Origin of the sequence: Pseudomonas grandcourensis, from assembly GCF_039909015.1 — a bacterium.
GTDB classification, from domain to species: Bacteria; Pseudomonadota; Gammaproteobacteria; order Pseudomonadales; family Pseudomonadaceae; genus Aquipseudomonas; species Aquipseudomonas grandcourensis.
The window spans coordinates 4,010,657-4,035,878 of sequence record NZ_CP150919.1 but is presented as its reverse complement, the minus strand read 5'-3'; the positions used below and the strand labels follow the sequence as shown (position 1 = coordinate 4,035,878).

The following is a 25,222-nucleotide window of genomic DNA, read 5'->3' as shown; positions in this document are numbered from 1 at the left end:
AGTTGCATCTCAATAAAACAAATCATAGAGAGCGCAGAATGAAGTTCAGTTTTGTAGACAACAGCCAGCCGACCCGCCGACGGGTTTTACGCGATGCATTCACCTTGGCTTTGGCGGCCTCGCCGTTGGCAAGCCTGGCCAGGGCAGCCGACGAATCCGGGGCGGCCAGCGAATCCGCCGAGGAAGTGACCTTTGCCGCCGGTCCACGACCGCTGGTGCAATACCCGCAAAAACGCCCGTTGACCCTGGTGACCACGCGGCCGCCGCATCTGGAGACGCCGTTCCCTGTCTTCAACGAAGGGCCGATCACGCCCAATGACGCCTTTTTCGTGCGTTACCACCTGGCCAATTTCCCGACCAGCATCGATCCGGACAGCTACCGCCTGACGATCAAGGGTTCGGTCGACACGCCGCTGTCGCTTTCCCTTGCCGAGCTCAAGGCCCTCGCCGAACCGGTTGAAGTGGTCGCTGTGAATCAATGTTCGGGCAACAGCCGTGGCTTCTCGATGCCTCGGGTGTTCGGCGCTCAGTTGGGCAATGGCTCCATGGGCAATGCGCGGTGGGTGGGGGTGCCGCTCAAGGCTGTGCTGGAAAAGGCGGGGGTAAAGGCCGAGGCTCGGCAAGTGACCTTCCGTGGGCTCGATAAACCCGTGCTGCCAAGCACGCCGGAGTTCATCAAGGCGCTGGACATCAGCCATGCCATGGACGGCGAGCCGATGATCGCCTGGTCGATGAATGGCACCGACCTGCCGTTTCTCAATGGTTACCCGATTCGTCTGGTGGTGCCAGGCTATTTCGGCACCTACTGGGTCAAGCACCTGAGTGAGATCGAAGTCGTCGACCATACCTTTGACGGTTTCTTCATGGCCAAGGGGTACCGGGTGCCGGATAACGATTGCTTCTGCATTGCCCCCGGCACCACGGCGGCGAAAACCCTGCCGATTTCCAAATTACCGGTGCGCAGCTTCATCACCAGCGTTAAACACGGCGATGTATTGCCGCTGAACAAAAGCGTGGTGCTCAAGGGCATCGCGTTCGACGGTGGCGTTGGGGTCAACAAGGTGGAGGTGTCGATTGACGGCGGAAAAACCTGGCGTGAATCCACGCTCGGGCAGGACCTTGGTCGTTACTCCTTCCGTGAGTGGACACTGCCGATCAGCTTTACCGGCAAGGGCGCGACGCAGTTGATGGTGCGAGCCAGCAACAGTGCCGGCGAGACGCAGCCGCTGCAAGCCGACTGGAACCCTGCTGGCTACCGCCGCCACGTTGTCGAAACCACCCACGTGACCGTCGCCTGAGGAGGGCCGCATGAAACTTGTGAAATGCATGACCGCCTTGCTCTGCGCGGCTCAGGTTTGTCTGGCGACCCTGGCTGGCGCCACGCCGCTATCGATCACGCTGCCGCCTGAAACGGCTGTGTTCAAGCCCGGCACGATGCCTGGCTACGCTTTGGCGCAGCAAAAGTGTTCCGTCTGCCATTCGGCCGACTACATCAACTTCCAGCCGCCAGGCCTGAGCCTGGCCCAGTGGACCGCCGAAGCGGGCAAGATGCAGCACGTGTACGGCGCTCCGATCAGCGACCAGGATGTGAGTGTTATCGGTGCTTACCTGGCGGTGACTTACGGCAGTGCGAAGGCGAGCGATGCCGATGTTCAGGCGGTCTCCAACCCGCCGGCGGATCAGCCAACCACGGTGTCGGTAGCGAAAGTCGCCTCGGCCTTGCTCCAGGATAACGCCTGCCTGTCCTGTCACGCAGTCGACCATAAGGTAGTCGGCCCGGCCTATCACGATGTGGCAGCCAAGTATGCCAATGACCCGCAGGGGCTGGCCCGGGTAATGTCGAGCATTCAGCACGGCGGTAGCGGAAAGTGGGGGGATGTGCCCATGCCACCGTTCGCGCAGTTGAGCTCGGACGATCTGAAAAGCCTGGCGACGTTCATCATGAAGCAGTGAATCGGCGTTAGCCTGAAACGCAAAAAAGCCCACTGAACCGGCATCGGTCAGTGGGCTAATGAGATGGTCACCCCCACACCCTGCGAGGGCTACGCTTTCGCAGGGTGTTTTGTTTTCGGAGGCCATCATCATGATCCAGTCAGCACTGATCGGTATCGATCTCGGTAAACATAATTTCCACCTTCACGGCCAGGATAAATCAGGCCACGAGGTGTTTCGCAAGAAGCTCTCTCGGACGCAGATGATGCAGCTTTTCGGCAACGTGCCGAGTTGTATCGTGGTGATGGAAGCCTGTGCGGGGGCGCATTTTGTTGCTCGTCAGCTAGCGGCAATGGGACACACGGCCAAGCTGATTTCCCCGCAGTTCGTTAAGCCCTTCGTCAAGGGCAACAAAAATGATTTCGTTGATGCTGAAGCGATCTGTGAAGCGGCTTCCCGTCCATCTATGCGCTTTGTGACGCCTAAAACCGAGTCCCAGCAAACCCTGTCTGTTCTGCATCGGATGCGCGAATCGTTGGTGCATGACCGCACAAAAACGGCTAATCAGATGCACGGTTTTCTACTGGAATTTGGCGTCAGCCTGCCCAGAGGCCTGGCAATCATGAAGCGTTTGACAAATGTCTTGGCCGAGCACGAATTGCCCATTCGTTTGACGGTGTTGCTGCAACGTCTGCACGATCACTTCGTTTACCTGGATGAGCAAATCAGGGCGCTGGATAAAGAGCTGGCGAGCCAACTGGCCGACGATGATCTGGGTAGTCGCTTACTGAGCATGCCATGTGTCGGCCCGATCACCGCCAGCCTGCTGGCTGTGGAAATGGGCGATGCCAAGCAGTACCGGCGCAGTCGCGATTTTGCCGCCTCAGTGGGACTGGTGCCCAGGCAGTACAGCACAGGCGGTAAGGCAAATTTGCTGGGGATCAGCAAGCGGGGTGACAAGCACCTGCGACAACTGTTGGTGCAATGCTCCAGGGTCTATATGCAGAGGCTGGAGCACCAGAAAGGGGCCTTGGCTGACTGGGTACGAGCCTTGCTCAGTCGACGACATTCGAATGTCGTGGCCTGTGCCCTCGCTAACAAACTGGCGCGTATCGCCTGGGCGATCGCAACTCACCATACGCAATATGAAGCAGGGCCAGACGCCTTGAACGCCTGACCCTGAGGTTGTTGCAGTACCACGACTCACCCTTCAGGTTTTGCGATAGCTGAACAACAGATGACGTGAACGGCCTACCGGCCTGGCGAAGATCCTGGCATAAAAATCGGCTTTAGAAGCCGATGGGCTTTTTAGGATCGTCAGGCGCGATTCTCATCGTGGCGCTGGGGCATGCCCCAAACAGACGCCGGATAGATTTAAGCAAGCCAACCACACCACCCGTTAATCAGTATTGCAAAAATGGGGGCGACCATAGATTTTTTGTGGGCGCGGGTTTGTTCAAGGCATCGAGGAGTGGGTTGCACTGAAACGCTTGAGGATGTCCTGGTACATTTTCGTCCGTCGATGATCCTGGCCATATCCGCCCGCAGCAGCGACGGTGCCGGACTGGACGTGGTCCAGGTACTTGAAGATTTTGCCGGGCGAAAGAAACACGACCTTGTAGCCAAGGCCGATCACGCGGTCTTGCAGCTCATAACCGGGCACACGGTCATCGATCTGAAAATGCAAACCCCGCTGCTTGATCAGCCTGACATTCCATAGGGTGCAAAAGCTTTTCAAGTGGATTTCCCTGTAGGGCTTCGGGTCTTTCGAGCGCAGGCCGAGTGATTGCTTCAGGCGGCGGTAGTGGTGCTTGATCAGGCGTGAAGTGAAGCGCCACGCTGTCCTTGGCAGCCCGCGGTTGAGTTGCTCGGTGCAACCGACCGCGATGACGTTTTGATCCTTGGTGCAGTGCTCCATCATCATCGCAAAGACGTTTGCATCGAAGACGAACGTGTCGGTGTGCATCAGGAAGAGGTAGTCGGTATTGACCCTGGCCAGTGCCATGTCCAGCGCTTTGCCGTGGGCGATGTGCCCCGGCTCTTTGGCGGGGGCATCGCGCTCGATCAGGTTGATCCAGTCGAGGGAGCGCAAATACTCGACGCTGGCGTCCGCCGAACCGTTATCGACCACCCAGACCGCAATGCCTGATTTCTGGACATGCTCCTGCAACAGTTCCAGGCAGATCCTGGTGAGCTCGGGGGTTTTGTAATTAACCAGAACGATGCTGAACGGTGGTTTGGCGCTTGTATCGACACTACCCATCTTCGAAATGCTCGACGACCCGAAAGTGTCGAAGACTACAGAGGCAATCTTAGCCCAAGCTTAATTTCACCTGGGCGATAGAGACGCTGGCTATCGCTGCCTGACGTCTTCGAACGAACCTGTGCGCACCTCGCCGCTGCGGGTGTAGCGGGCGATCAGCACACCCCCGGGTGAGCTGATCGAATTCACCAGGTTGAAGGCCGACGCTTGTGCATTGTCGTCGAACAGGCGCTTGCCGCGTCCCAGCAGGATGGGATGAATCATCAGCCGCAACTCGTCCACCAGGCCGGCGGCAAGCAGTTGGCGCACCAGATCGCCGCTGCCTTGGGTCAGTAGCTGAGGACCGTCCTGGCGCTTGAGCGCGCTGATCGCGTCGACCAGGTTGCCCTCCAGCGCGTGACTGTTGTGCCAGGCCAGCGAGTCGGCGCGATGGGTGGCCACGTGCTTGGGGACGGCGTTGAACAGGTCGGCGATGGTGTGATGGGTTGAATCGGCCTGAATATTCGGCCAATAGGCGGCGAAGATGTCGTAGGTGCGGCGCCCCAGCAGCAACTCGAATGGCTGCGAGAAGAGGTCCATTACGGCCTGTCCGGTGGTTTCGTCGCCGTAGGGCACGATCCAGCCACCGAAGCGGAATCCGCCACTGCAGTCCTCCTCAGGCCCGCCGGGCGCTTGCATGACACCGTCCAGACTCACGAACGCGGCAACGGTCAGTGTGCGCATGCTGTTCTCCTGATTGATCCTGGTTTAAGCGTTTAGGCAGGAAATCTGCGATCCCTTGAGACCATTCCCTGAAAGATAGTCGTTTCCATGTTCGACGAAAGTCGTATGGCGGTCTGTTCCGTTGGATGTTAGTGAGCATTTGTCTTGATAGTGCAATTGCTAATTTGTATCATTCGTTTTCAATTCAGCGAAGCAGGGAACGCAGCGCCAAAACAATAATAAGGTCAAGGCAATGCTCAAAATGCTTCTCGTGTACGGTCATCTGCTCGCTACATGTATTGCCCTGGGGAGGGTGTTGCAGGCGGATCACAAGCTTTGGAGTTGGCGCAAGGAAATACTGGACCAGGCGAGGCTTGAATACCTCGATGAAACCCAGAAGATTGTCAGCCTCGCGCTGCTCGCCCTTTGGGCAAGCGGACTGTTGCTGGTGCTTCAGGGTTATCTCAATGAAGGCGACGCGTATCTGCTCAATCAAAAGCTCTGGGCCAAGGTGACGGTCGTCGCGCTGCTGACTCTCAACGGTGCACTATTGCATCGAATCGGCTTCCCACTGCTGCAAAAGGCTCCCTTCGTCGCACTGCGCAGTGCAGGCCGCTCGCGGCTCGCCCTGTTGGGGGCGCTTTCCATGAGCGGTTGGCTGTTCGCCGCTTTCCTGGGGGTGGCTCGAGCCTGGAATCACGTGTTGCCTTACCTGCAAGTGATGGGCGCATTCGCCGCATTCTCGTTGCTGGCCTGTTGCGTGGCACTGGCAGTCGCCGGCAGTGTCGGTGCGCAAAAATCCTCGGTCCCGGGATAGCGATCGACAGACCGTCTTCCGTGCCTGTAAACCTCCGGTTTAAAACGTAAAGTACCACCGCCCATGCCACTCCCGCATGGGCAACCCCCCCTCATCCCTATCTGTGTCCCCTGGCCGTCGGTCGGCTTTCTCCTGCGCAGGTTGACCTTGAGCCAGAAAGGGCTAACTTCTGTATGTGGGAAAAAATCCCACGCTAAAGAATTCAGAAGAAGCTGTAGGTTTGACGGTTTGCTCCCATGCCGCTCCCGGATTGCAACGCGTTTGGCGTTGACACTGCTCGCGGTAAATCACCTGGAGAATGCACGATGAACAATTACCTGCTTTTCAAGAGAGGATTACTGGCGCTTGCAATTGGCGGTGTCCTTTCGGCTTCCATCGTTCTGGTACCGGATTCCATTTCCCATGACTCCAGTGCCTATGCCAAGGATGGTGGTGGTGGTGGTGGTGGTGGTGGTGGTGGTGGTGGTGGTGGTGGTCACGGCGGCAATGGCGGTGGCGGTGGCGGTCACGGCGGCAATGGCGGTGGTGGTAATGGCGGTGGCGGCAACGGCGGCGGAGGTCACGGCGGCAACGGCGGCGGTGGTAACGGCGGCAACAGTGGCCATGGCGGCAACGGTGCAAGCGGTGGCAACAGCGGTCACAGCGGCGGCGACCATGGCAATTCAGGCAATTCCGGTCCAGGAAGCGCGAACTCCGGTCGCGGTGGTACTCATGCGGAAGCGGGTGACGACCACGGCAATCACGCCCGCGGCGAGGTCGGTGACGATCATGGTGTCCACGTCGGCGGCGAGCCGGGTGATGACCACGGTGTCCACGTTGGCGGTGAGCCGGGTGATGACCACGGTGTCCACGTTGGCGGTGAGCCTGGTGATGACCGAGGCGTCCATGTCGGTGGCGAGCCGGGTGATGATCGAGGCGTCCATGTCGGTGGCGAGCCGGGTGATGACCGCGGCGTCCATGTCGGCGGCGAACCCGGCGACGACAACAGCCGGATCTGAGGCGTTTTGTGACTCATGCAAAACCCTGGGGACCGGTTTTGCATGAGGCGCAGCAAAAAATACACGCGTGGGTTCATGGGATTATTTCCCACATGGCTATACTGGGGTTATCTATCCAGGAATTCGCTGAATGCAATCGTCCACGCTGCCCACCTCGCTCCTCAAAGCCTTGCGGCATGTCATGCAGCCGCTGGTGCGCCTGATGCTGCGCAAAGGCGTCACCTACCTGGTGTTTGCCGACCTGCTCAAGGAGGTTTTCGTCGAAGTGGCGGACCGTGAGTTCCGCCTGGGCGAGAAGGCACCGAGCGACAGCCGCATCAGCCTGCTCACCGGTGTGCATCGCAAGGATGTACGGCGCTTGCGCAATACCGGCGACCCGACTGCTTCTACGCTTCCGGAAAACATCACGTTCGGTGCGCAACTGGTCAACGCCTGGGCCAGCGCGCCCTTCTGCAACGACGCCGGCCAGCCACAGCCACTGCCTCGATTGGCCAGTGTCGGCGGCGACCGCTCCTTTGACGCCTTGGTGGCGAAAGTCAGCACCGATATCAGGGCGCGGGTGGTGTTGGACGAATGGCTGCGCCTGGGGGTCGTGCGCCTTGACGAACAGGAGCGCGTGCACCTTGAAGCCCAGGCCTTCGTGCCACAAAAGGGCTTCGATGAGAAAGCGGCTTACCTGGGGCATAATCTGCACGATCATGCCTGCGCTGCGGTACACAACCTGAGCAGCGAAGGTTCGGCCTTTTTTGAACGCAGCGTCCACTATGACGCACTGGCCCCAATGAGCGTCGAGGCGTTGCGCGAGGCCGTGGCCAGCGAGGGAATGCAGGCCCTGTTGAGCTTCAATCGACTTGCCGCCGAACTGGAATTCCGGGATCTGCCCAGCCTTGAACCGCGCCAGCGCATCACGGTCGGCCTGTACTTCTACACTGAAGCTTCCGATCCCAATTCTCCGACAGCCCCTAAACCATGACCGTCAAATTGCGCCTGATTCGTGCAATCGCCCTCGCTCTGGGCCTCGGGCTTGCGACTGTGTTGCAAGCCGCCCCGGCCTGTGTCAGCCAGAATGACGCGGGCACCAGCGAAGTGCCGGTCATCCAGGCACCGGGAGGCACCGGCGGCACGGGCGCAGCGCCTGGCGGCATGGGCGGTACCGGCATCGACACCGATAACGGTGGAGTCGGCGGTACCGGCGCACCGCTGAAAAAGCGCCCTGGCGGCATTGGCGGCACCGGGGCCGTTGCAGGCGGCGTGGGTGGTACGGGCATCAGCAACGATAACGGTGGGATCGGAGGTACCGGCATTGTCGGTACCATCACCGGGTTCGCCTCGATCTGCGTCAATGGCGTGGAAGTGCACTTCAACAAAAACGTTCCCGTCAGCGAGAACGGCATTGCCGCTTCCAGTACCCGCCTGGCGGTAGGCCAAGTGGTTGCCGTGGAAGCGTTCAACTCCCGGCGAGGTCTGGAGGCCGGGCGCATTTCTATCCTGCACGCCTACGAAGGTCCTTTGACAGCGCTGCCGCGCGACTCCATGCCCATGCGCGTCATGGGGCAACCGGTACGCCTGGCCAAGGGGGCCCAGGTTGCTGCCGACTTGCGCCCGGGCGATCCCGTACGGGTCAGTGGGCTGCGCGATGCTCGTGGTGAGGTGGTGGCCAGCCGTATCGACCGGGCGCCCGGCCTCAAAGAGGCCAGTGCCATCGGCCCGGTGGATCGCAGCGGCTATCTCCAGGGAATCAAACTCCGCAACCACTCTGGCCCGGCGCAGGAAATGCTGGTGCGCGGCCACTGGTCCGGCCGCGAGCTGGACGTGAGCCAAAGCCGCCCCGATCCGAGCCTGCCTTTCATTGGCCGGGCACACAATGCGGTGATCGAGGGTCTGGTACAGAGCCGGCAGGACCGCCATCTGGTGGTGGGCGGCTTTAATGTGACGCTGGCGCGCGACACCGTGTTTGTCGGTGTGCAGGCTTCGCAGCTGACGCTGGATCGACGCGTGCGGATCAGCGGCGTGTTCACCGGCGCGCGGGAGGTACAGGCAACGCGTATCGAATTGCCCCGCGAGCGCTCCGATTCGCCAGCCAGCAACCGGCACGGACGTCTCGGCACCAGCGAGCAAGACACCGACGACTCAAGCGGCTCCGCAAACTCCGGCAATTCTGGCAGCTCGGGGGATTCGGGGAACTCGGGCAGTGACAGGAGCGGCCGCTCCGAGAGCGAAGGCAGCGTTGTCGACGATACTCACCACGGGGGCAGTGACAGTCATGGCGGTGGCGACAAGATAGAACGCGTGGACGTGGACGTGGACAAGTCTGGCAAGTCAGAGCGGGTCGAGAGGGTCGATCAATCCGGCAAAGTCGAGAAAGTGGAGAGGGTAGAGCGAGTAGAGAAAGTAGAACGTCCGGAGAAAGTCGAGAAGGTTGATCGGCCAGAGAAGGTCGAGAAGGTTGATCGGCCGGAAAAGGTTGAAAAGGTCGAAAAAGTTGATCGGCCAGAAAAAGTCGAGAAAGTTGAGCCGGTTGAAAAAATCGATCACTCCGGCAGGTCGGGTTAAACAGTGCAGCCATGATGCACTTTCGTCATAAGTAACTAGGCTGGGTAAGTCACGCAACAAAACATGCGTGTGAACTTCGATGACGCCGGACACGAGGTGAACATGGACCCCAAGCGCATCCTGCTCGTCGGCTGGCTTGCCAGCCTGGCCTTGCCTGCCCTGGCCGATACCTTCACGACCTCGATCGGAACCGACTACTCGCGAGGCGACTATGGCACCGGTACTACGTCCGAAACCTGGTACGTCCCGCTAGTGGGCAGATACGAAACCGGTCCCATGACCTACAAGCTCACCGTGCCCTGGCTTCGAATCACCAATCCTTCGGTCGGCCCTGACGGCGATCCGCTGCCTGGCGGTTGCGGCAAGGTCGAAAGCGGTCTGGGCGACACCGTTGCCGGTGCCGACTATGCCGTGCTGGACGGCAGCGTTGGCGGGCTGTTCGTGGACCTGATCGGCAAGGTCAAGTTGCCCACCGCCGACGAAGACAAGTGCCTGGGCACCGGCAAAACCGACTATTCCGCCCAGGTCGATGTCGCCAAAGCCTTCGGTCCCGTGACCGGGTTCGCTACCCTGGGCTGGAAAAAGTACGGCGACCCCTCGGGCTCTGACTTCGATAACCCGATATTCGCCGGCCTGGGCTTCGCCATGCCCGTGTTCGCGCGCACCACGGCGGGCGTGTCCTACGACTGGCGGCAGAAGGTCGTTTCCACGGGTGACGAAATCAAGGAGCTCACGCTCTTCCTCACACACAAGCTCAATCAGGAGTGGAAGATTCAGTTGTATGCCGTCAAGGGTTTTTCCGACGCCAGCCCGGACGGCGAGGCCGGGCTGTTGCTCAGCCACGCTTACTGATTCCGGGCCGCCTGTCTGCACCAGGGCGCTTTGCCGTTCAGTTTTTCTTCTTGATCAGTTTATTGATGTAGTACTTCAGGCTTAAACGATCTTTGGGCCTTGGTTTGTAGTGGGTTTTGTTTCTTTGTGCCGGATCGATCGCCATGGTTCCCGCGGTGTAGTAATAAAGCGCGATAGACCTGCGGGTGATGTGTTCCGGAGTGGTTAAAGGCTCCGGGTGCCCGTGATTACTGTCTTTGTCTGTGTTGAAAACGACACAGCGATTGTAAATGGGCAGGACTTTTTTAAGGCAGGTCTTCATGCCGACATCCCAAAGTTCCAGGTTGCCGCCGTATTCCTCCTGCCAGTCTTCATTCAGATAAATGATGATATTCAGCCTGCGCTCAACATTAAGTTTTTTGTTGAGCCTGAAGTCCGAGTGCACTCCCAGGAAACCACCGCTTTTCGTTTCATGCAGGCCGCCACCAGAAAAGTAGGGGTCGGGTATCAAACCTTCGATGCCTGTGAGCTTTTCAAGAAACTGCAACATGGGGGCCGAGTTAAAGGCGTTGAAAACAGTCTTCAGATAGGGGTCGCATTCGTTGGGACTGATTTGACGTTTGCTTTGACCTTTATAGCCGCGCTCGTAGAGCATTTCGTTATTGGTTGGCTCGATCGGGAAGTGCGAGCAGATGCTCGCAATCAGGTCTTCGTGCAAGAAGTTGTCGATGACTATGTGCGGAAATGGCGTGGCCTGGACATAGCTACCGGTCAACGAGGCACCAAAGGCGCTGGCGGCATCTTGGTCGAAATCAAGCTCCGGGGACAGGGTGATAGGTAGTGCTTGAGTGATGGGTGCCATTACCGCTCCAATGACCTGATATAAAAACGTATGGGTGACTTCACGCAGGGTTGAACGCCCTGCTCGTTGCGTCTATTCGCCGCTCAATTTGCCCTGTCGTCCTTGTTCAGACGCTTAAGGATGTTGTTGTACATTTTGGTTCGTCTATGAGTTTCACCATAGCCGCCAACCGCTGCAACAGTGCCGGACTGAATGTGATCCAGATAGCTGAAGATTTTACGCGGTGATAACATTTCAACTTCATAGCCAAGCTCGGTCATGCGGTCCTGGAGGGTATAGCCTGGCACGCGATCATCCATCGAAAAGTGCATGTTGTGCTGTTTGACAAGTTTGCAGTTCCACAATGTGCAGAAACTTTTCAAGTAGACTTCTTTGTACGGCTTTGGTTCTCTGGATCGCAATCCCATGGAGATTTTCAGGCGTCTGAAGTGGTGCTTGAACAGTCGTGAGCTATAGCGCCAGACAGATCTCGTGGTGCCGCGGTTTATTTGCTCGACACAACCAACGGCCGCGACCTTCGGGTTTTTCAAGCATTTATTCAGCATCATCGGAAAAACATTTTTGTCGAAAACAAATGTATCGGTGTGCATCAGGAATAAATAATCGGTGTCAATTCGCTCCAGAACCATGTCAAGTGCCTTGCCATGTGCAATATGGCCAGCTTCTGGTTCGGTAATAGAGCGCTCGATCAAGTTGATCCAGTCAAGCGTTCGTAGATACTCGGTGCTTTCATCGGCGGAATAGTTGTCAACCACCCACACCGGGACGCTGTTATTGCCAAAATGCTGGTGCAATAAGTCCAGGCATATTTTGGTAATTTCTGGTGTTTTGTAATTTACTATAACTATGCTGAAGGCTTTGGAGCTTTCGGCCAGTAAATCAGGGTTATTCATCGTTCGGGTGCTCAATGTTATTGTATTTGGTTATATAGATGATTAAACCTGTATACAGTTCTTGCTTGTTTTTTCGCGCAAAATCTTGCGTGGCCATAGAGCACAATTTGTTAATTCGCTTTGTCATGCATAATAACCAAGGCCTGTTCAGGCCCGACGGAGAGCCGTAGAAACGGAGTTCATCGTATAAGGATCTGCCCTGCAGGTAAACATTTTGACTTGATTCGTTACATCAGGAGGCTGGACAGGCCAGCGTCTTGGGACGGTGTGAACTGCTCTTGCGTAAGGCATTCAGGTAATTTGCTATGTCATGTGGTGTGTCAGCACCTGCAGTACCTCCCCGAACAGGGCGTCACGCGCTGCGTATCATGCACCGGTTGAGCGTGCTTGGGTGCACGCTCTGCAACTCACAGCTTGTAGCCAATCTGTCGCAACAAGTTCTTGCGCCACAGAATGTCTTCATCGCCTTCGAGGTCATTGGCACAAAAGCCATCCACTACGCCCAGGATCGCTCGCCCTTGCTGCGTCTCAGCGAGAATCACTTCGGTCGGATTGGCTGTTGCACAAAAGATACGGCATACCTCTGGAACCATTTTGATGGTGTTCAACACGTTCAGCGGATAGAAACCGTCGCCCAGGAAAATGATGAAGCTATGGCCTGCGGCGATGGCTTTCGCATTCCTTTGTGCAAGTTCAATCATTGAGCTATCGGTGCCGGACCATCGCACCAGGCATTGGCCGGAGGCTTCACAAAAGGCCACGCCAAACTGGATGCCTGGCACGGTATTGACCAGCGCTTCGTGGATGTCCTCGACGGACTTGATGAAGTGCGTCTGACCCAGGATGAAGTTCGTCACATCCGGCTTTTCGATTTTCAACGTGATGAGTTGCATCTCAAACGCCTCCTTTCACGATGTTGCCAAGAGAGTCTGGCAACAAACCAAGCATAGCTACTCATTGGTTATTGCTGTGTCTTCTGTCTGTTCTTGGTCAATTGTTCAACGCGTGCCCAGGACCTGATGTCTGGTCGTTGACACTTGGGCTGACAGGACTAATCTAAGTGATGTGGGAATATTTCCCACGCTACGATACCGGCTGGCTCTGAGGGATCGTACGGATACCGCAGTGGCTCGTTAATGCTGCAGATTTATGCCCGTGCCGGTTGGCTGGCCGCTCCAATGGGCGGCCGGGAACTCACTGGACATTGCGTTCGATATGGAGGTGACGACGCAACTCCAAGCGGAGGTGCATCATGCTGCTCAAGAAATGTTTGTTGGCTCTGGCAATAGGCGGGGTCTTGTCTGCATCGACTGTTCTGGTGCCCGATTACATCGGCAGTTTCTCCAGCGTGTATGCCAAGGATGGCGGCGGTGGTGGTGGAGGTAACGGCGGTGGCGGCGGTTCCGGAGGTGGTGGTCACGGTGGTGACGGCGGAGGCGGCCACGGAGGTGGCGGTGGCTCCGGCAGTGGAGGCTCCGGAGGCGGTGGTCACGGTGGTGACGGCGGAGGCGGCCACGGAGGTGGCGGTGGCTCCGGCAGTGGAGGCTCCGGAGGCGGAGGTCATGGCGGTGAAGGCGGAGGCGGTCACGGTGGCGGCGGCTCCGGCAGTGGAGGCTCCGGAGGCGGTGGTCATGGCGGTGACGGCGGTGGCGGTCATGGTGCAGCAGGCCATGGCGGTGACGGTCGCGGCGATGCAGACCATGGTGGTATGGCCGGAAACAGAGGCCCGGGCAATGCCCGTGACAACGACGATGACCATGGTGGAATGGTCGGGAACAGAGGCCCAGGCAATGCGCGTGACAACGACGCGCGTGACAACGACGATGACAACGACGCGGATAACGCCGCAGATGCAGCCAGAGAAGCCGCAGAAGACGCGGGTGACGCTGCAAGGGAAGCCGCAGAAGACGCCAGGGACGCTGCCAGGGAAGCCGCGGAAGACAGGGGCGTTGCCAGAAATGACGCTGATGTAGCCAGAAACGCGGCCAAGGCTGACGCAGATGCAGCCCGGGACGCCGCCAGAGCTAAGGCAGATGCAGCCCGGGACGCCGCCAGAGCTAAGGCGGATGCAGCCCGGGATGCCGCAAGAGCTGCTGGCGTACCGCGCGCAGATGCAGATGCAGCCAGAGACGCTGCCCGGGCCGCTGCGGATGCAGCCAGGGACGCCGCCAAGGCCGACGCAGATGCTGCCAGGGACGCAGCCAAAGCCAAGGCGAACGTAGCCAGAGAGGCTGACAAAGCGAAGGCGAACGCAGCCAGAGAGGCTGACAAAGCCAAGGCGAAGGCAGCCAGAGAGGCTGACAAAGCCAAGGCGGAGGCAGCCAGAGAGGCTGACGAAGCCAAGGCGAGGGTGGACAGAGAGGATGTAGCGGACGCCCCGGACGCGCCGGATTTCGACGCGGTTGAGGTAGAGAACTAGGCCTGCACGTTCGGCAATGAACAAGTCAGGCATACCCGTCGATGACGTCTCGGGAGTTTGAAGGACGTATCGGCCATAAGTCGCAAGCCCTGCATAGTCGCGGGGCTTGCGACTTTTTTTCGAAATCTGTTGCAGATCCGAAACACCGACGAGGATGACGCAAGAGGAAACGCAACTGGACGGGTAGGCAATTGCCGGCCGTTCACAAAACCCCGAACCCTCCGTTTTTCCTGAAACAGTGGATTTAATGGGTCAGTCCGGCACGACGACATGTGCCGGACACTCCACCACCGGAATTTACTTATTAATGGACACGATCGAGGCGCGGTTACCCTCTAGCCGGAAGGAAAACGAAACCCGGTCTCCAGGCGTCAACCCCGACAACTGATCTTGCGTCACGGAAAAGGCCATCGTCATCGGCGGCCATTGCAGGGCGGGAACGGCGCCGTGGGCGATCGTCACCGTATGCTTCGCAGTATCGATAGCCTTGATCGTACCTTCGGCATTGGATACCGGAGCCTGTTTAGTTTCCTGCTTCATCTGCATGCCTTCCATGCCGTCCATTTTCATGCCTGGCATGTCCTGCGCGCGGGCAGACAGTGAAAGCGCGAATACGGTGCTTGCGATTGCAATCAGGGTGAGTTTCATACGACTTTTCCTTGAGGTGTTGTGGGTACAGGCAGGAGGTGCCGGCGACGCATCAATCGATAGGCTGCCGGAATGACAAACAGGGAGAGCAAGGGTGCCGTGACCATGCCGCCGACCATGGGCGCGGCAATGCGGCTCATCACTTCGCTGCCGGTGCCGCTGCCCAACAGAATGGGCAGCAGGCCGGCAATGATGACGGCCACGGTCATGGCCTTGGGGCGAACGCGCTGCACGGCGCCTTCACGAATCGCCGCCACCAGCCCGCGTTCAGTGCTGTCACCGAGGTCTTCACGTTCGGCCCAGGCATTCTTCAGATAGAGCAGCATGATCACGCCAAACTCGGCAGAAACACCGGCCAGGGCGATGAAGCCGACCCCGGTGGCGACCGACAGGTTGAACCCCAGCAGGTAGAGGAACCATGCTCCGCCAGTCAGGGCGAATGGCAGAGTGGCCATGATCAGCAGGGCCTCATCGAATCGGGCAAAAGTCAGGTAGAGCAACACGAAGATGATCAACAGCGTGGCAGGCACCACCAGTTTGAGCCGTGCGTTGGCCCTCTCGAGAAACTCGAACTGTCCTGAGTAACTGAGGCTCATGCCTGGCTGCAACTTGACCTGCTCATTGATGACCCGGCGTAGATCGGCGACCACCGAGGCAATGTCTCGCCCGCGCACATCGATGTACACCCAGCCTGAAGGCCGTGCGTTCTCGCTCTTGAGCATCGGTGGGCCGTCACTGACCTTGACCTTCGCTACCGTGCCAAGGGTGATCTGGCTCCCCAGCGGGGTGTAGATCGGCAGTTGCTCCAGGGCGCCGAGCGAGTCGCGCCATTCCCGTGGGTAACGTACGTTGATCGGGAAACGTGCGAGACCTTCAATGGTCTCCCCGACATTTTCACCACCGATGGCACCGGCCACGATGGACTGCACATCGGCGATGTTCAGCCCGTAACGAGCAGCAGCCTTGCGGTCGATATCCACATCGATATAGCGGCCACCGGTCAGCCGTTCGGCCAGGGCCGAACTGACACCGGGCACGTCCTTGGCCACTCGCTCGACCGCCTGGGTGACCGCATCGATTTCCGCCAGATTGGTGCCGGCAACCTTCACACCGATCGGGCTCTTTATGCCCGTCGCGAGCATGTCGATACGATTGCGAATCGGCGGTATCCAGATGTTGGTCAAACCGGGAACGCGCACCACGCGATCCAGCTCCTCCACCAGCTTTTCCTGAGTCATGCCTGCGCGCCATTGCTCATGTGGCTTGAACTGGATCGTGGTTTCGAACATTTCCAGCGGTGCCGGGTCGGTGGCGGTTTCGGCACGACCGGCTTTACCGAAGACGTGTTCGACCTCTGGCACGGTCTTGATCAACCGGTCGGTCTGTTGCAGCAGTTGCGCAGCTTTCTGCGCCGATAGTCCCGGCAGGGCCGAAGGCATATAGAGCAGGTCGCCCTCGTCCAGCGGGGGTAGAAACTCGCCACCCAAGCGCGACATTGGCCATAGCGCGCTGACAAAAACCAATAGCGCGACCAGCAGCGTGATCTTCGGCCGACGCAAGACCGCGTCCAGGGCCGGCTGATAGATCCGGATCAACCACCGGTTCAACGGGTTCTGTTGTTCACCGGGAATTCGTCCCCGAATCCAGTAGCCCATCAGCACGGGCACCAGGGTCACTGACAATCCCGCTGCTGCGGCCATGGCGTAGGTCTTGGTGAACGCCAAAGGGCCGAACAGCCGTCCTTCCTGAGCCTCCAGGGTGAACACCGGAATGAACGACAAGGTGATGATCAGCAAACAGAAGAAAAGCGCCGGGCCTACCTCCGCCGCTGCTTCGGTCATGACATGCCAATGACGCTCGCCCTTGAGTTCCTCCCCTGGATTGGCTACGTGCCAGGCCTCAATCTTTTTGTGGGCGTTCTCGATCATCACCACGGCGGCATCGACCATGGCGCCGATGGCGATGGCAATCCCGCCCAAGGACATGATGTTGGCGTTGATGCCTTGGTAGCGCATGACGATGAAGGCAATCAGCACTCCCACCGGCAGCGAAATGATCGCCACCAGCGATGAGCGCAAGTGCCAGAGAAAGATCCCGCAGACCAACGCGACGACGATGAACTCTTCGATCAGTTTGTGGCTGAGGTTTTCCACCGCGCGGTCGATCAGCTTGCTACGGTCGTAGGTGGTGACGATTTCCACCCCGGCCGGCAGACTGCTTTTCAGTTCGTCGAGCTTGGTCTTGACCGCTGCGATAGTCTCGCGAGCATTCTTGCCGCTGCGCAAAATCACCACGCCACCGACGGTCTCGCCTTCGCCGTCGAGTTCGGTAATGCCACGCCGCATTTCCGGCCCCAACTGAATCGTGGCGACATCGCCAAGGGTCACCGGAACACCACCCGAACCCAACTTGAGCGGGATCGCCCGAAAGTCATTGAGCGTCTTCAAGTAACCGGAAGCCCGCACGATGAACTCGGTCTCGGCCATCTCCAGCACCGCGCCACCGGTTTCCTGATTGGCCTTGCCGATAGCGTCGGTCACCGCAGCCTGAGTGATACCGAGGCTGGCCAGTTTCAGCGGATCAAGCTGTACCTGGTACTGCTTGACCATGCCACCCACCGTGGCCACCTCCGCAACGTTCGGCAGTGTCTTGAGTTCAAACTTGAGGAACCAGTCCTGAAGCGCGCGCAGTTGCGCCAGGTCGTGTCCACCACTGCGATCCACCAGTGCGTACTGATAGATCCAGCCCACTCCCGTCGCATCCGGCCCCAACGCCGGCTTGGCGCTGGCCGGCAACCGGCTTTGTACCTGGCTCAGGTATTCCAACACCCGCGAGCGAGCCCAGTACAAGTCCGTGCCGTCTTCGAACAGCACGTAAACGAAGCTGTCGCCGAAGAAGGAGTAACCACGCACGGTCCTGGCGCCCGGCACCGAAAGCATGGTGGTGGCCAACGGATAGGTCACCTGGTTCTCGACAATCTGCGGCGCTTGTCCTGCATAGGGGGTGCGGATGATCACCTGGACATCCGAGAGATCTGGCAGTGCATCAATGGGTGTGCTCTGTACCGACCAGATACCCCAAGCCGTGACGAACAACGTCGCCAGTAGCACCAGGAACCGGTTGGCCACTGACCAACGAATGAGGGCCGCAATCATGGCTGGCTCCCCGATTTGGCCAGGCGCTCGACACGCAAGCCATCGTCGGTCTGGCTCACCGCGACCCGAACCTTGTCACCAGCCTTGAGGCCCTGCATCAGCGCCGGATTGGCGAGAGGGAACGTCATCGTCATGCCAGACATGCCCAGCGTCTTGAAAGGACCATGGGCGAGCGTAACTTCTTTGTCGTTGATCTCAACGATCTGCCCATCCGCCTCGTGCAAACTGGCGGCAGCTCCAATGGGGGGTGACCCTTCCTCAGAGGTAGCAACAATGCCCTTGAGACTGGCCTCGGAATCGAGGAGGAACTGGCCAGACGTAACCACCTTCCAGCCTTCTTCCAGACCTTTCAAAATCACCGTCTTGCCATCGCTTTCCTGCCCGGGTTGCACCTCCACCGGGCGGTAGCGGCCGGCGTCTTCGGCGAGCATTACCAGGGCACGTCGGCCAGTGCGGATAACCGCCTCACTTGGCACCCACAACACACTGTGTTCGGTCGAGTGGTTGAGGCGGACCTGCGCCGTCAAACCTGGTCTCAGGCGTCCGTCCGGATTGGGTAACTCGACACGTATGCGAAGGGTGCGGCTGTCCGGATTGGTCTCGGGCAAAATCGCGCTGACCTTGCCACTGAGCGTTAACCCTGGAAAGGCTGGCAAGCGTGCCTCGACGGCCTGGCCCACGGTGATGGCTCCCGCCTCCGATTCCGGAACGGCCACGGCCAGCCAGACACTGCTCAAGCCATTGACGCGTGCCAGAGTCTCGCCAGCCGACACGGTCATGCCCGCTCGTACGTTCAACTCTTGCAGCACGCCGCTGATGGGGCTGGTGAGGGTCAGGTTCGGCTGGACGTTGCCACTGCGCTCTACCTGGGTGATCAGCGCCGCCGGCATCCCTGTGAGCCGCAGTCGCTGGCGGGCCGCAGCCAACAGGTCGGCATCACCGTTGCGCTTGAGGGCAAGAAACTCTGTCTGGGCGGCTGCCCACTCCGGCACCAGGATATCCGCCAGTGCCGCATTGGCTTTGAGCACATCACCGGGTGCATGGGCATAGACCCGCTCCACAAAACCAGGGGTGCGTGCCTGAATGACGGCGACATCACGCTCGTTGAACGCCAGGACACCTGTCACGTCGAGGCTGGACTCAAAGTTTCCACGAGCGACGGTCGCAAAACGCAGACCGAGATTCTGGGTCAGACCCGGATCGATACTGACGCTCGCGCGGTCCGCTGTGCCGCTGGCGTACTGGGGGACCAGTTGCATGTCCATGAAGGGGGACTTACCCGGTTTATCGAACTTTTGCTGCGGGTACATGGGGTCGTACCAATACAGTGCCTTGCGTTCGTCCGGCGAATTGAGTTTCTGCTCCTGGGCGGCAACAGGTACCGCGCTCATGCGCTGGTGAGCGAACCAGTAGCCACCGGCAACACCCAATGCCAGCGAGATGCCAACCAGCAATGCGCCGTTCCATTTTTCAAGGATCATTGGCCAGACTCCCCATAAGCAAAATACAGACGCGCACTGCTCAGCGCTCGCTGCTCTTCCACGTCGATCTGTTTGAGCCGGGCTTCGATGAGTTCACGTCGGGCGGCCACAACGGCGTTTAAATCGCCTTTGCCGGCACGGTAGCTGGCCATGCTGAGTTCGACCTTTTCCCTGGCCAGCGGCAACAGGCTTTCCTGGTTGCGGCTTACCGCACGATTCAGGCGCTCATAGTCGGCCAGTTCGTTTTCCAGTTGCTGAGTGTGCTCGCGTGACAGGGCTTCGCGCTCAGCCTCAAGCTGGCTGAGTTCAGCCTGTTTGGCTGCGATTTTCGGGTTTTGCCGGGAGTCGGGAAACAGCGGCAAGTCCCAGGACAATTGCACGCTGACCATGTCGCCGAACTGGCGATCGCGATGTTGATAGTCAAGCTCCCAACTCCAGTCTGACTTTTTCTCCGACTCGGCTTCACGAACCTTGGCTTGCGCTTCGCGGGTCATCGGCGCAAACGCTGCCAACTCGGGGTGGTGTTGCAGTTTATGGGCGTAGCTTGAGGAATCGACGGGCCACTGCGGCAAGGTGCCCACAGGCTGGTCGTTGGCAGCGGAGCCAATCCAGCGTTTGAGGGCCGCCCGGGCCTGCGCTCTCTGGAGAACCAGATCGTCCTGCTGCTCTGCCAGTCGAGCCGCTTCTTGCTTGGGCGTCACCGCATCGGCGGGTTGAGCGCGACCACCGGCAATCTGCGCCCGGACGGTATCGGTCAGCAGACGGTTTTCTTTGTAGAAGTCCTGGAACAGCGCATCTTTTCGCTCGACCGAGTAGCTGTTGATCCAGGCCAATGCCGTGGATTGGCGTACGTTCAGACGTGCAACCCGACGCTCGGCGGCAGCGCGATCAACGGCGGCGTTGGCGACCTCGATGCGGGCTTTGCGTTTGTCACCGTTGGGCATCTCTTGCCTGACCCCGACCATTTGCATGGTCATGAAGTCATCGTTGATGCTCCAGCGATCCGGGCCGCCGATGGGGTAGTTCTGCACACCTGCCAGCAGCTTGGGGTCAGGTAGTTCACCCGCTGGAATAGCCGCACTGCTGGCAGCCTGAATCTTTGCATCTTGTGCAGCCAGCGACGGCGCATTGTTTTCGGCCAGCCGCAGCGCTTCATCGAGCGTCAGTGCGGCAGCGAAGCCCGGCAATGCCAGTACGCTTGCCGCCAGACCGGCCACGAGGGACCAGCCTGTGCAATAGCACTTGGAGTTCATGTTTACGATTCCTGTGATCATCCACTGCACGCGTCAAAAAGACAGGCGCGCAGTCAGTCCATCCCGCTATTGCGGAATGAGGCTCAATGTTGGACAGGAATCAAACGCGAGGCGGTCGCCATACCCCGGACGGGGAATGTACGGGCAGGGAATCACTGAAGAAAGAAGCCACTACGGGGCTGAACACGGTGACAGGAGGCTTGAGGATCGAGACTTGCAGCATGCCGCCTGTCTTGCATTCCTGGCCCGGCTTGCAGGGCTTGCCATGCTCTGTCGGGCTTTTCATGTCGTTGCAGCAGTCCATTCCCATGTCATCCATCATCGCCATGCCCATCGTCTTCATCGGGCACGGTTCTGTGGGCGCCTGAACACCCGCCATCCCGCTGAGGGGAAGCACCAGGCTAATCACGAAAATGAGGCAAAACCGCAGGTAGCGTTTCATGGGCTGGAGTGTAGTGGCTGAATTGGGCTCTTACAATTGAATGGGTGTTCTCACAGCCTGCCGAAGGCGTTGATCCAGGCGATATCACCGTATATGAATTAAGCCAGCATTATCGCTGACAGAGGGTTTACGCAGCAGGTGCAATGACCCACAAGCGGCATGTGTTGAAATTTCCTGCCGCAATCGTGCCCATCCATGGCGGATTATGCGAAAGCCCGCACGAATACCTGGTTTTTTTGCACGAATCGTCACCGCTGTCCCTCGTATCATTTCACTCGTAAACCACCGTGAGCATCGCGATGACAAAAAAACCAACGTTGTGGGACATCAGTCCGCCCTTGAGTAGCGAGACACCGACCTGGCCGGGAGACACGCCTTTCCAGGAGGAGCGCGTCTGGACCTACGGTCCCGAGTGTCCGGTGAATGTCGGGCGCATCACCCTGTCGCCGCATACCGGCGCCCACGTTGATGCACCGCTGCATTACAGCGCTGACGGCGCGGCGATTGGCGAAGTCGGGTTGGATGTCTATATCGGGCCTTGCCGCGTTTTGCATTGTCTGGACAGCGGTGAGCTGGTGCAGCCCGGGCAACTGGAAGGGCGTTTGCACGATGTGCCCGAGCGTGTGCTGCTGCGAACCTATCGACAGGCACCGCTGACGACCTGGGACTCGAACTTCACGGCTGTTGCCAAGGAAACCATCGACTTGCTGGCGAGCCTTGGCGTGCGGTTGATTGGCATCGATACGCCGTCGCTGGACCCCCAGCAATCCAGGACCATGGATTCACACGGTGCCGTGGCCCGCCATCACATGGCGATTCTTGAAGGCATCGTGCTGGATGAGGTCCCGGAAGGCGATTACGAGTTGATCGCCTTGCCGCTGCGGTTCGCTCATCTGGATGCCAGTCCGGTCAGGGCGATTTTGCGGCCGTTGAGTACTTCACAGCGCGTGTAGCTCATTCAACAGATCCGAAGGGGACGCCGGAACCGGGCACCACCCTGGCGCCCCCTTCGGGTGAGCGGCGTCAGGCATTGCTCTCGGTGAATTTCTCGTAGTACAGCTGCACACTGTCCAGTGTCTGTGCCTGCAGCCAGGTCTTGATCGACTCCACCATCGGCGGTGGCCCGCAAACGTACATATCGACCTGGCCATCACGCAGTTCGGCGATGTCGAAGTGTTCGGCAATGTAGCCACGCTTGCCGGTCCAGTGTGGCGACGGTTCGCTGACCACTTCGGTGTAGCGAAACCCCGGGAGGCGTTGTTCATACGCCTGGATGCGCGCCTGTTCGCACAAATCGGCCGCATCGCGCACACCGTAGTACAAGTGCACGGGCTGTTCGCAGCCGCGCTCGGCGAGTTCGTCGAGCATGCCCAGCAATGCCGAAAGACCGGTGCCACCGGCCACCAGGATCAGTGGCCTGGCGACGTGTCGCAGATAAAACGCCCCCAGCGGTGCCTCCAGGGCGATTTCGTCGCCCACCTGGCAGCGTTCGCGGATGTAGTTGCTCATTACGCCATCGGGAAGCAGGCGAATCAGAAACTGCAGCTCATTGCTGGTGCTTGGCCGATTGGCGAACGAGTAGGAGCGCTTGTTTTCGGTCCCCGGAATCGACAGCCGGGCGTATTGTCCGGGCAGGTAATCCAGCGATTGCCCCGCATCGCCCAGGTTCAGATGCAGGATCGCCGTGCTGGCCGACACCTGTTTGACATCGGTGACCCTTGCCCTGAGTTGATCGGGGTCGGCGGCGTTGCACAGGCTGGACGCGAAGTCGAAGTAGAACGCGGCGTCGGATTTGACCCGTGTCTGGCAGGTGAGCATTTTGCGTTGTTGCAGGTCCTGGCTGGAGAGGGCTTCCTCATCCACATAGTCCTGGCTGTAATCGCCTGACTCGCAACGCCCCTGACAGGTTCCGCAGACGCCTTCGCGGCAATCCAGGGGAATGTTGATGCCATTGCGCAGGGCGGCGTCGAGCAGGATTTCATTGGGTTGCACGGGAAAGAACAGCGTTTTGCCGTCGGCAAAGCTGAACGCGACTTTATGGTTCATGCCCCGGTCTCCTGGGATTCAGAGGTGGTAGAAATCGAGTACCGAGTTGATGGTGTCGTTGAGCAGCAACACGTGCTTGCGGGTGATCAGCCAGCTATCGACGTGGGGCGTGAGGTGATAGGTCGCGCGGCCATAAAACTGCTCGGATGTCGCCAGGCGGTAGTACAGCGTGTGCCAGTTCAGGCGTACCTCCAGCTCGCCGTTTGCAAGGGCGCCGATCCGCACGTTGCTGATCTGATGCAGGGTGCGCGGCATCGGCGTCGAGGACGCGGACTTGCCGGTGCGCAGGCGGAACACGCGGTCCTCCAGGCCCGAACGATTGGGGTAATAGATCAGCGACATTTCGCGCTTGGGGTCGCGGGTGTAGACGTGTTCGGAGTCCCATTGCGGCAAGTGGAACTCGCTGTGCTCGGCGAACAGCTGGACATAGGCATCCCAGTCCTGGGCGTCGCACAGTTCGGATTTGCGATAGAAAAACTGTTCGATCTGGTACTGCAATTGCGCATTCATCATTGCACCTCACGGAGTTTCAGGGATTTGGCGTCCAGACCATCCAGCAGGAATTTCTGCCAGTTGCTGTGCTGGTTGACGTAAAGCCCTTCGTGGGTGAATTCGGTGCCGGTCATGGCCGGGGCGATGCCGATCGATTCGCTGTTTGGGGTGGCGCCGGTGGCCCAGCGGTGACTGCCGCGGGAAATGTCGCTCCAGCGTTCCAGGCGCGCCTGGAACCCACGCTGGGCTTCACGGAACTCCACCAGGTCATCCGGTGTGCCCAGGCCCGAGACGTTGAAGAAATCCTCGAACTGGCGAATGCGGTTTTCGCGGTCGGCGGCTGACTCTTCCTTGACCCCCAGGCACTGGCTGATGATTTCGGTCTTGTTCCACGCCACCGGACGGATGATGCGCAATTGCGAGCTGATCTGATCGAGGAAAAACAGGCTCGGATAGATGTTCAGGTTGCGCAGGCGATGCATCATCCACTCGGCCTTTTGCTGGCCGTGTTCTTCGATCAGGCGCGGCATGATGGTCGAGTAGCCGGAGCGCACCGACGGGTTCGGCATGTCGCTGAACAGCAGGCTGTGACCGTTATCGAACGCGAACCAGCCGTCATCGGTATTGGCGTCGCCGGCGCCGAGCTTGCTGTAGTCGAGGGTGCCGCTGGCGGCGGTGCCGTTTTCGCTGTTGACCTGCTGGCGATGCTGCACCGTGGCCACGTAGTTGTAGTGCACCGTGCTGACGTGATAACCGTCGAGGCCGTTTTCGTTCTGCAGTTTCCAGTTGCCGTCGTAGGTGTAGGCCGACTTGCCGGGCAGTACCTCCAGCTCACCGGTGGGCGACTGGGCGACCATCATGTCGAAGAACACCTTGGCGTCGCCGAGGAAGTCTTCCAGGCTGTTGTCGGCCTGCACATCAAGGCTGATGAAGACGAATCCCTTGTAGCTCTGGATACGCGCCTTTTTCAGGCCGCGGGTAGCTTTGTCGAAGCCTTCCGGGTACTCGCCCGGTGCCTTGACCTTGACCAGGCGGCCATCGCTTTTGTAGCACCAGGCATGGAAGGGGCAGGTAAAGGTCGACTGGTTGCCCTTGCCGACTCTGGTCAGCGTCGTGCCGCGATGCTGGCAGGCATTGATCAGTGCATTGAGCTGGCCGTCACCGTCGCGGGTGATGATCATCGGCTGGCGGCCGGCGCGCATGGTCACGAAGTCGTGGTTGTTGGCCAGCTCGCTTTCGTGGCAGGCGTAGATCCAGTTCTTCTCGAAGATCAGTTCCATTTCCAGATCGAACAGCTGCGGCTCGGTGAAGATGTCCCGGGCGATACGGAATACGCCTTCTGCCGGACGGAAGTCCAGGCAGCTTTCGATGAACGTTTTCCATTGCTCGACGTTTCTTTCGCCACTCATGAGGTGTACCTGTTTTTATTGGGGCT

At 59.1% G+C, this 25,222-nt stretch carries 23 protein-coding genes; 10 read left to right on the top strand and 13 right to left on the bottom strand.

Annotation, left to right across the window (positions count from 1 at the left end; genetic code table 11):
- The first annotated feature begins 38 nt into the window (after positions 1-38).
- The 3 genes from AABM52_RS17975 to AABM52_RS17965 all read left to right on the top strand — a co-directional run bounded on the left by AABM52_RS17975 (position 39) and on the right by AABM52_RS17965 (position 3,109).
- The gene (locus tag AABM52_RS17975; protein ID WP_347907263.1) at positions 39-1,298 is read left to right on the top strand and encodes a molybdopterin-dependent oxidoreductase; all 1,260 of its coding nucleotides are present in this window, start codon (positions 39-41) and stop codon (positions 1,296-1,298) included.
- Between the two features lie 10 nt (positions 1,299-1,308).
- A complete protein-coding gene (locus AABM52_RS17970; RefSeq protein WP_347907262.1) occupies positions 1,309-1,953 on the top strand; it encodes a c-type cytochrome in 645 nt (214 codons plus the stop codon).
- A 130-nt stretch (positions 1,954-2,083) separates the two neighbouring features.
- Complete coding sequence (locus tag AABM52_RS17965; protein ID WP_347906638.1) at positions 2,084-3,109, top strand: IS110 family transposase; 1,026 nt, start codon at positions 2,084-2,086, stop codon at positions 3,107-3,109.
- Positions 3,110-3,388: 279 nt separating this feature from the next.
- Here AABM52_RS17965 and AABM52_RS17960 read toward each other — a convergent pair whose 3' ends face one another.
- Together AABM52_RS17960 and AABM52_RS17955 are read right to left on the bottom strand one after the other, a co-directional pair.
- Entirely contained in the window at positions 3,389-4,195 is an 807-nt protein-coding gene (locus tag AABM52_RS17960) for a glycosyltransferase (protein ID WP_347907261.1), read from the bottom strand.
- Between the two features lie 90 nt (positions 4,196-4,285).
- Complete coding sequence (locus AABM52_RS17955) at positions 4,286-4,918, bottom strand: dihydrofolate reductase family protein (RefSeq protein ID WP_347907259.1); 633 nt, start codon at positions 4,916-4,918, stop codon at positions 4,286-4,288.
- A 232-nt stretch (positions 4,919-5,150) separates the two neighbouring features.
- Here AABM52_RS17955 and AABM52_RS17950 point away from each other — a divergent pair, with 232 nt between their 5' ends.
- The 5 genes from AABM52_RS17950 (at position 5,151) to AABM52_RS17930 (ending at position 10,117) form a co-directional block, all read left to right on the top strand.
- A complete protein-coding gene (locus tag AABM52_RS17950; RefSeq protein WP_347907258.1) occupies positions 5,151-5,714 on the top strand; it encodes a hypothetical protein in 564 nt (187 codons plus the stop codon).
- Between the two features lie 317 nt (positions 5,715-6,031).
- Entirely contained in the window at positions 6,032-6,712 is a 681-nt protein-coding gene (locus tag AABM52_RS17945; protein ID WP_347912653.1) for a hypothetical protein, read from the top strand.
- Positions 6,713-6,842: 130 nt separating this feature from the next.
- A complete protein-coding gene (locus AABM52_RS17940) occupies positions 6,843-7,685 on the top strand; it encodes a DUF6502 family protein (protein WP_347907257.1) in 843 nt (280 codons plus the stop codon).
- Complete coding sequence (locus tag AABM52_RS17935; RefSeq protein ID WP_347907256.1) at positions 7,682-9,265, top strand: DUF5666 domain-containing protein; 1,584 nt, start codon at positions 7,682-7,684, stop codon at positions 9,263-9,265. The genes AABM52_RS17940 and AABM52_RS17935 overlap by 4 nt, the downstream gene beginning before the upstream one ends.
- A gap of 102 nt (positions 9,266-9,367) precedes the next feature.
- Complete coding sequence (locus AABM52_RS17930) at positions 9,368-10,117, top strand: hypothetical protein (protein ID WP_347912652.1); 750 nt, start codon at positions 9,368-9,370, stop codon at positions 10,115-10,117.
- A gap of 37 nt (positions 10,118-10,154) precedes the next feature.
- Here the strand turns inward: AABM52_RS17930 and AABM52_RS17925 are convergent, their stop codons facing one another.
- The 3 genes from AABM52_RS17925 to AABM52_RS17915 all read right to left on the bottom strand — a co-directional run bounded on the left by AABM52_RS17925 (position 10,155) and on the right by AABM52_RS17915 (position 12,744).
- Entirely contained in the window at positions 10,155-10,958 is an 804-nt protein-coding gene (locus AABM52_RS17925) for a 2OG-Fe(II) oxygenase (protein ID WP_347907255.1), read from the bottom strand.
- Positions 10,959-11,041: 83 nt separating this feature from the next.
- Complete coding sequence (locus AABM52_RS17920; protein ID WP_347907254.1) at positions 11,042-11,851, bottom strand: glycosyltransferase; 810 nt, start codon at positions 11,849-11,851, stop codon at positions 11,042-11,044.
- 407 nt (positions 11,852-12,258) lie between these two features.
- Positions 12,259-12,744 carry an adenosine-specific kinase gene (locus AABM52_RS17915; protein WP_347907253.1) on the bottom strand — a complete coding sequence of 162 codons (486 nt, stop codon included), beginning with the start codon at positions 12,742-12,744 and terminating at the stop codon, positions 12,259-12,261.
- Between the two features lie 477 nt (positions 12,745-13,221).
- Between AABM52_RS17915 and AABM52_RS17910 the strand changes: the two genes are divergently transcribed.
- A complete protein-coding gene (locus AABM52_RS17910) occupies positions 13,222-13,824 on the top strand; it encodes a hypothetical protein (RefSeq protein WP_347907252.1) in 603 nt (200 codons plus the stop codon).
- 743 nt (positions 13,825-14,567) lie between these two features.
- Here AABM52_RS17910 and AABM52_RS17905 read toward each other — a convergent pair.
- From AABM52_RS17905 to AABM52_RS17885, 5 genes are all read right to left on the bottom strand, one after another.
- Complete coding sequence (locus tag AABM52_RS17905) at positions 14,568-14,918, bottom strand: copper-binding protein (RefSeq protein ID WP_347907251.1); 351 nt, start codon at positions 14,916-14,918, stop codon at positions 14,568-14,570.
- Positions 14,915-18,073, bottom strand: a complete 3,159-nt coding sequence (locus AABM52_RS17900; protein ID WP_347907250.1) for an efflux RND transporter permease subunit — start codon at positions 18,071-18,073, stop codon at positions 14,915-14,917. The genes AABM52_RS17905 and AABM52_RS17900 overlap by 4 nt, the downstream gene beginning before the upstream one ends.
- Positions 18,070-19,554 carry an efflux RND transporter periplasmic adaptor subunit gene (locus AABM52_RS17895; protein ID WP_347907249.1) on the bottom strand — a complete coding sequence of 495 codons (1,485 nt, stop codon included), beginning with the start codon at positions 19,552-19,554 and terminating at the stop codon, positions 18,070-18,072. Before AABM52_RS17895 ends, AABM52_RS17900 begins: the two co-directional genes overlap by 4 nt.
- Positions 19,551-20,807 carry a TolC family protein gene (locus AABM52_RS17890; protein WP_347907248.1) on the bottom strand — a complete coding sequence of 419 codons (1,257 nt, stop codon included), beginning with the start codon at positions 20,805-20,807 and terminating at the stop codon, positions 19,551-19,553. The genes AABM52_RS17895 and AABM52_RS17890 overlap by 4 nt, the downstream gene beginning before the upstream one ends.
- A 100-nt stretch (positions 20,808-20,907) precedes the next feature.
- A complete protein-coding gene (locus AABM52_RS17885; protein ID WP_347907247.1) occupies positions 20,908-21,249 on the bottom strand; it encodes a hypothetical protein in 342 nt (113 codons plus the stop codon).
- Between the two features lie 299 nt (positions 21,250-21,548).
- Here AABM52_RS17885 and kynB point away from each other — a divergent pair, with 299 nt between their 5' ends.
- Positions 21,549-22,202 carry an arylformamidase gene (gene kynB / locus AABM52_RS17880; RefSeq protein WP_347907246.1) on the top strand — a complete coding sequence of 218 codons (654 nt, stop codon included), beginning with the start codon at positions 21,549-21,551 and terminating at the stop codon, positions 22,200-22,202.
- A gap of 70 nt (positions 22,203-22,272) precedes the next feature.
- Here the strand turns inward: kynB and antC are convergent, their stop codons facing one another.
- From antC to antA, 3 genes are read right to left on the bottom strand one after another with little or no spacing between them, the layout of a single operon-like run.
- The gene (gene antC, locus AABM52_RS17875) at positions 22,273-23,295 is read right to left on the bottom strand and encodes an anthranilate 1,2-dioxygenase electron transfer component AntC (RefSeq protein WP_347907245.1); all 1,023 of its coding nucleotides are present in this window, start codon (positions 23,293-23,295) and stop codon (positions 22,273-22,275) included.
- An 18-nt stretch (positions 23,296-23,313) separates the two neighbouring features.
- Positions 23,314-23,805 carry an anthranilate 1,2-dioxygenase small subunit gene (antB, locus tag AABM52_RS17870; protein ID WP_347907244.1) on the bottom strand — a complete coding sequence of 164 codons (492 nt, stop codon included), beginning with the start codon at positions 23,803-23,805 and terminating at the stop codon, positions 23,314-23,316.
- On the bottom strand, positions 23,805-25,196 hold the full coding sequence (gene antA / locus AABM52_RS17865; protein ID WP_347907243.1) for an anthranilate 1,2-dioxygenase large subunit: 1,392 nt from the start codon (positions 25,194-25,196) through the stop codon (positions 23,805-23,807). Before antA ends, antB begins: the two co-directional genes overlap by 1 nt.
- Positions 25,197-25,222 lie beyond the last annotated feature (26 nt).

Excerpts from the sequence above, each read along its gene's own strand:
- AABM52_RS17975 (WP_347907263.1), top strand. The coding sequence starts at position 39 with ATGAAGTTCAGTTTTGTAGACAACAGCCAGCCGACCCGCCGACGGGTT.
- AABM52_RS17970 (WP_347907262.1), top strand. The coding sequence starts at position 1,309 with ATGAAACTTGTGAAATGCATGACCGCCTTGCTCTGCGCGGCTCAGGTT.
- AABM52_RS17965 (WP_347906638.1), top strand. The coding sequence starts at position 2,084 with ATGATCCAGTCAGCACTGATCGGTATCGATCTCGGTAAACATAATTTC.
- AABM52_RS17960 (WP_347907261.1), bottom strand. The coding sequence starts at position 4,195 with ATGGGTAGTGTCGATACAAGCGCCAAACCACCGTTCAGCATCGTTCTG.
- AABM52_RS17955 (WP_347907259.1), bottom strand. The coding sequence starts at position 4,918 with ATGCGCACACTGACCGTTGCCGCGTTCGTGAGTCTGGACGGTGTCATG.
- AABM52_RS17950 (WP_347907258.1), top strand. The coding sequence starts at position 5,151 with ATGCTCAAAATGCTTCTCGTGTACGGTCATCTGCTCGCTACATGTATT.
- AABM52_RS17940 (WP_347907257.1), top strand. The coding sequence starts at position 6,843 with ATGCAATCGTCCACGCTGCCCACCTCGCTCCTCAAAGCCTTGCGGCAT.
- AABM52_RS17935 (WP_347907256.1), top strand. The coding sequence starts at position 7,682 with ATGACCGTCAAATTGCGCCTGATTCGTGCAATCGCCCTCGCTCTGGGC.
- AABM52_RS17930 (WP_347912652.1), top strand. The coding sequence starts at position 9,368 with ATGGACCCCAAGCGCATCCTGCTCGTCGGCTGGCTTGCCAGCCTGGCC.
- AABM52_RS17925 (WP_347907255.1), bottom strand. The coding sequence starts at position 10,958 with ATGGCACCCATCACTCAAGCACTACCTATCACCCTGTCCCCGGAGCTT.
- AABM52_RS17920 (WP_347907254.1), bottom strand. The coding sequence starts at position 11,851 with ATGAATAACCCTGATTTACTGGCCGAAAGCTCCAAAGCCTTCAGCATA.
- AABM52_RS17915 (WP_347907253.1), bottom strand. The coding sequence starts at position 12,744 with ATGCAACTCATCACGTTGAAAATCGAAAAGCCGGATGTGACGAACTTC.
- AABM52_RS17905 (WP_347907251.1), bottom strand. The coding sequence starts at position 14,918 with ATGAAACTCACCCTGATTGCAATCGCAAGCACCGTATTCGCGCTTTCA.
- AABM52_RS17900 (WP_347907250.1), bottom strand. The coding sequence starts at position 18,073 with ATGATTGCGGCCCTCATTCGTTGGTCAGTGGCCAACCGGTTCCTGGTG.
- AABM52_RS17895 (WP_347907249.1), bottom strand. The coding sequence starts at position 19,554 with ATGATCCTTGAAAAATGGAACGGCGCATTGCTGGTTGGCATCTCGCTG.
- AABM52_RS17890 (WP_347907248.1), bottom strand. The coding sequence starts at position 20,807 with ATGAACTCCAAGTGCTATTGCACAGGCTGGTCCCTCGTGGCCGGTCTG.
- AABM52_RS17885 (WP_347907247.1), bottom strand. The coding sequence starts at position 21,249 with ATGAAACGCTACCTGCGGTTTTGCCTCATTTTCGTGATTAGCCTGGTG.
- kynB (WP_347907246.1), top strand. The coding sequence starts at position 21,549 with ATGACAAAAAAACCAACGTTGTGGGACATCAGTCCGCCCTTGAGTAGC.
- antC (WP_347907245.1), bottom strand. The coding sequence starts at position 23,295 with ATGAACCATAAAGTCGCGTTCAGCTTTGCCGACGGCAAAACGCTGTTC.
- antB (WP_347907244.1), bottom strand. The coding sequence starts at position 23,805 with ATGAATGCGCAATTGCAGTACCAGATCGAACAGTTTTTCTATCGCAAA.
- antA (WP_347907243.1), bottom strand. The coding sequence starts at position 25,196 with ATGAGTGGCGAAAGAAACGTCGAGCAATGGAAAACGTTCATCGAAAGC.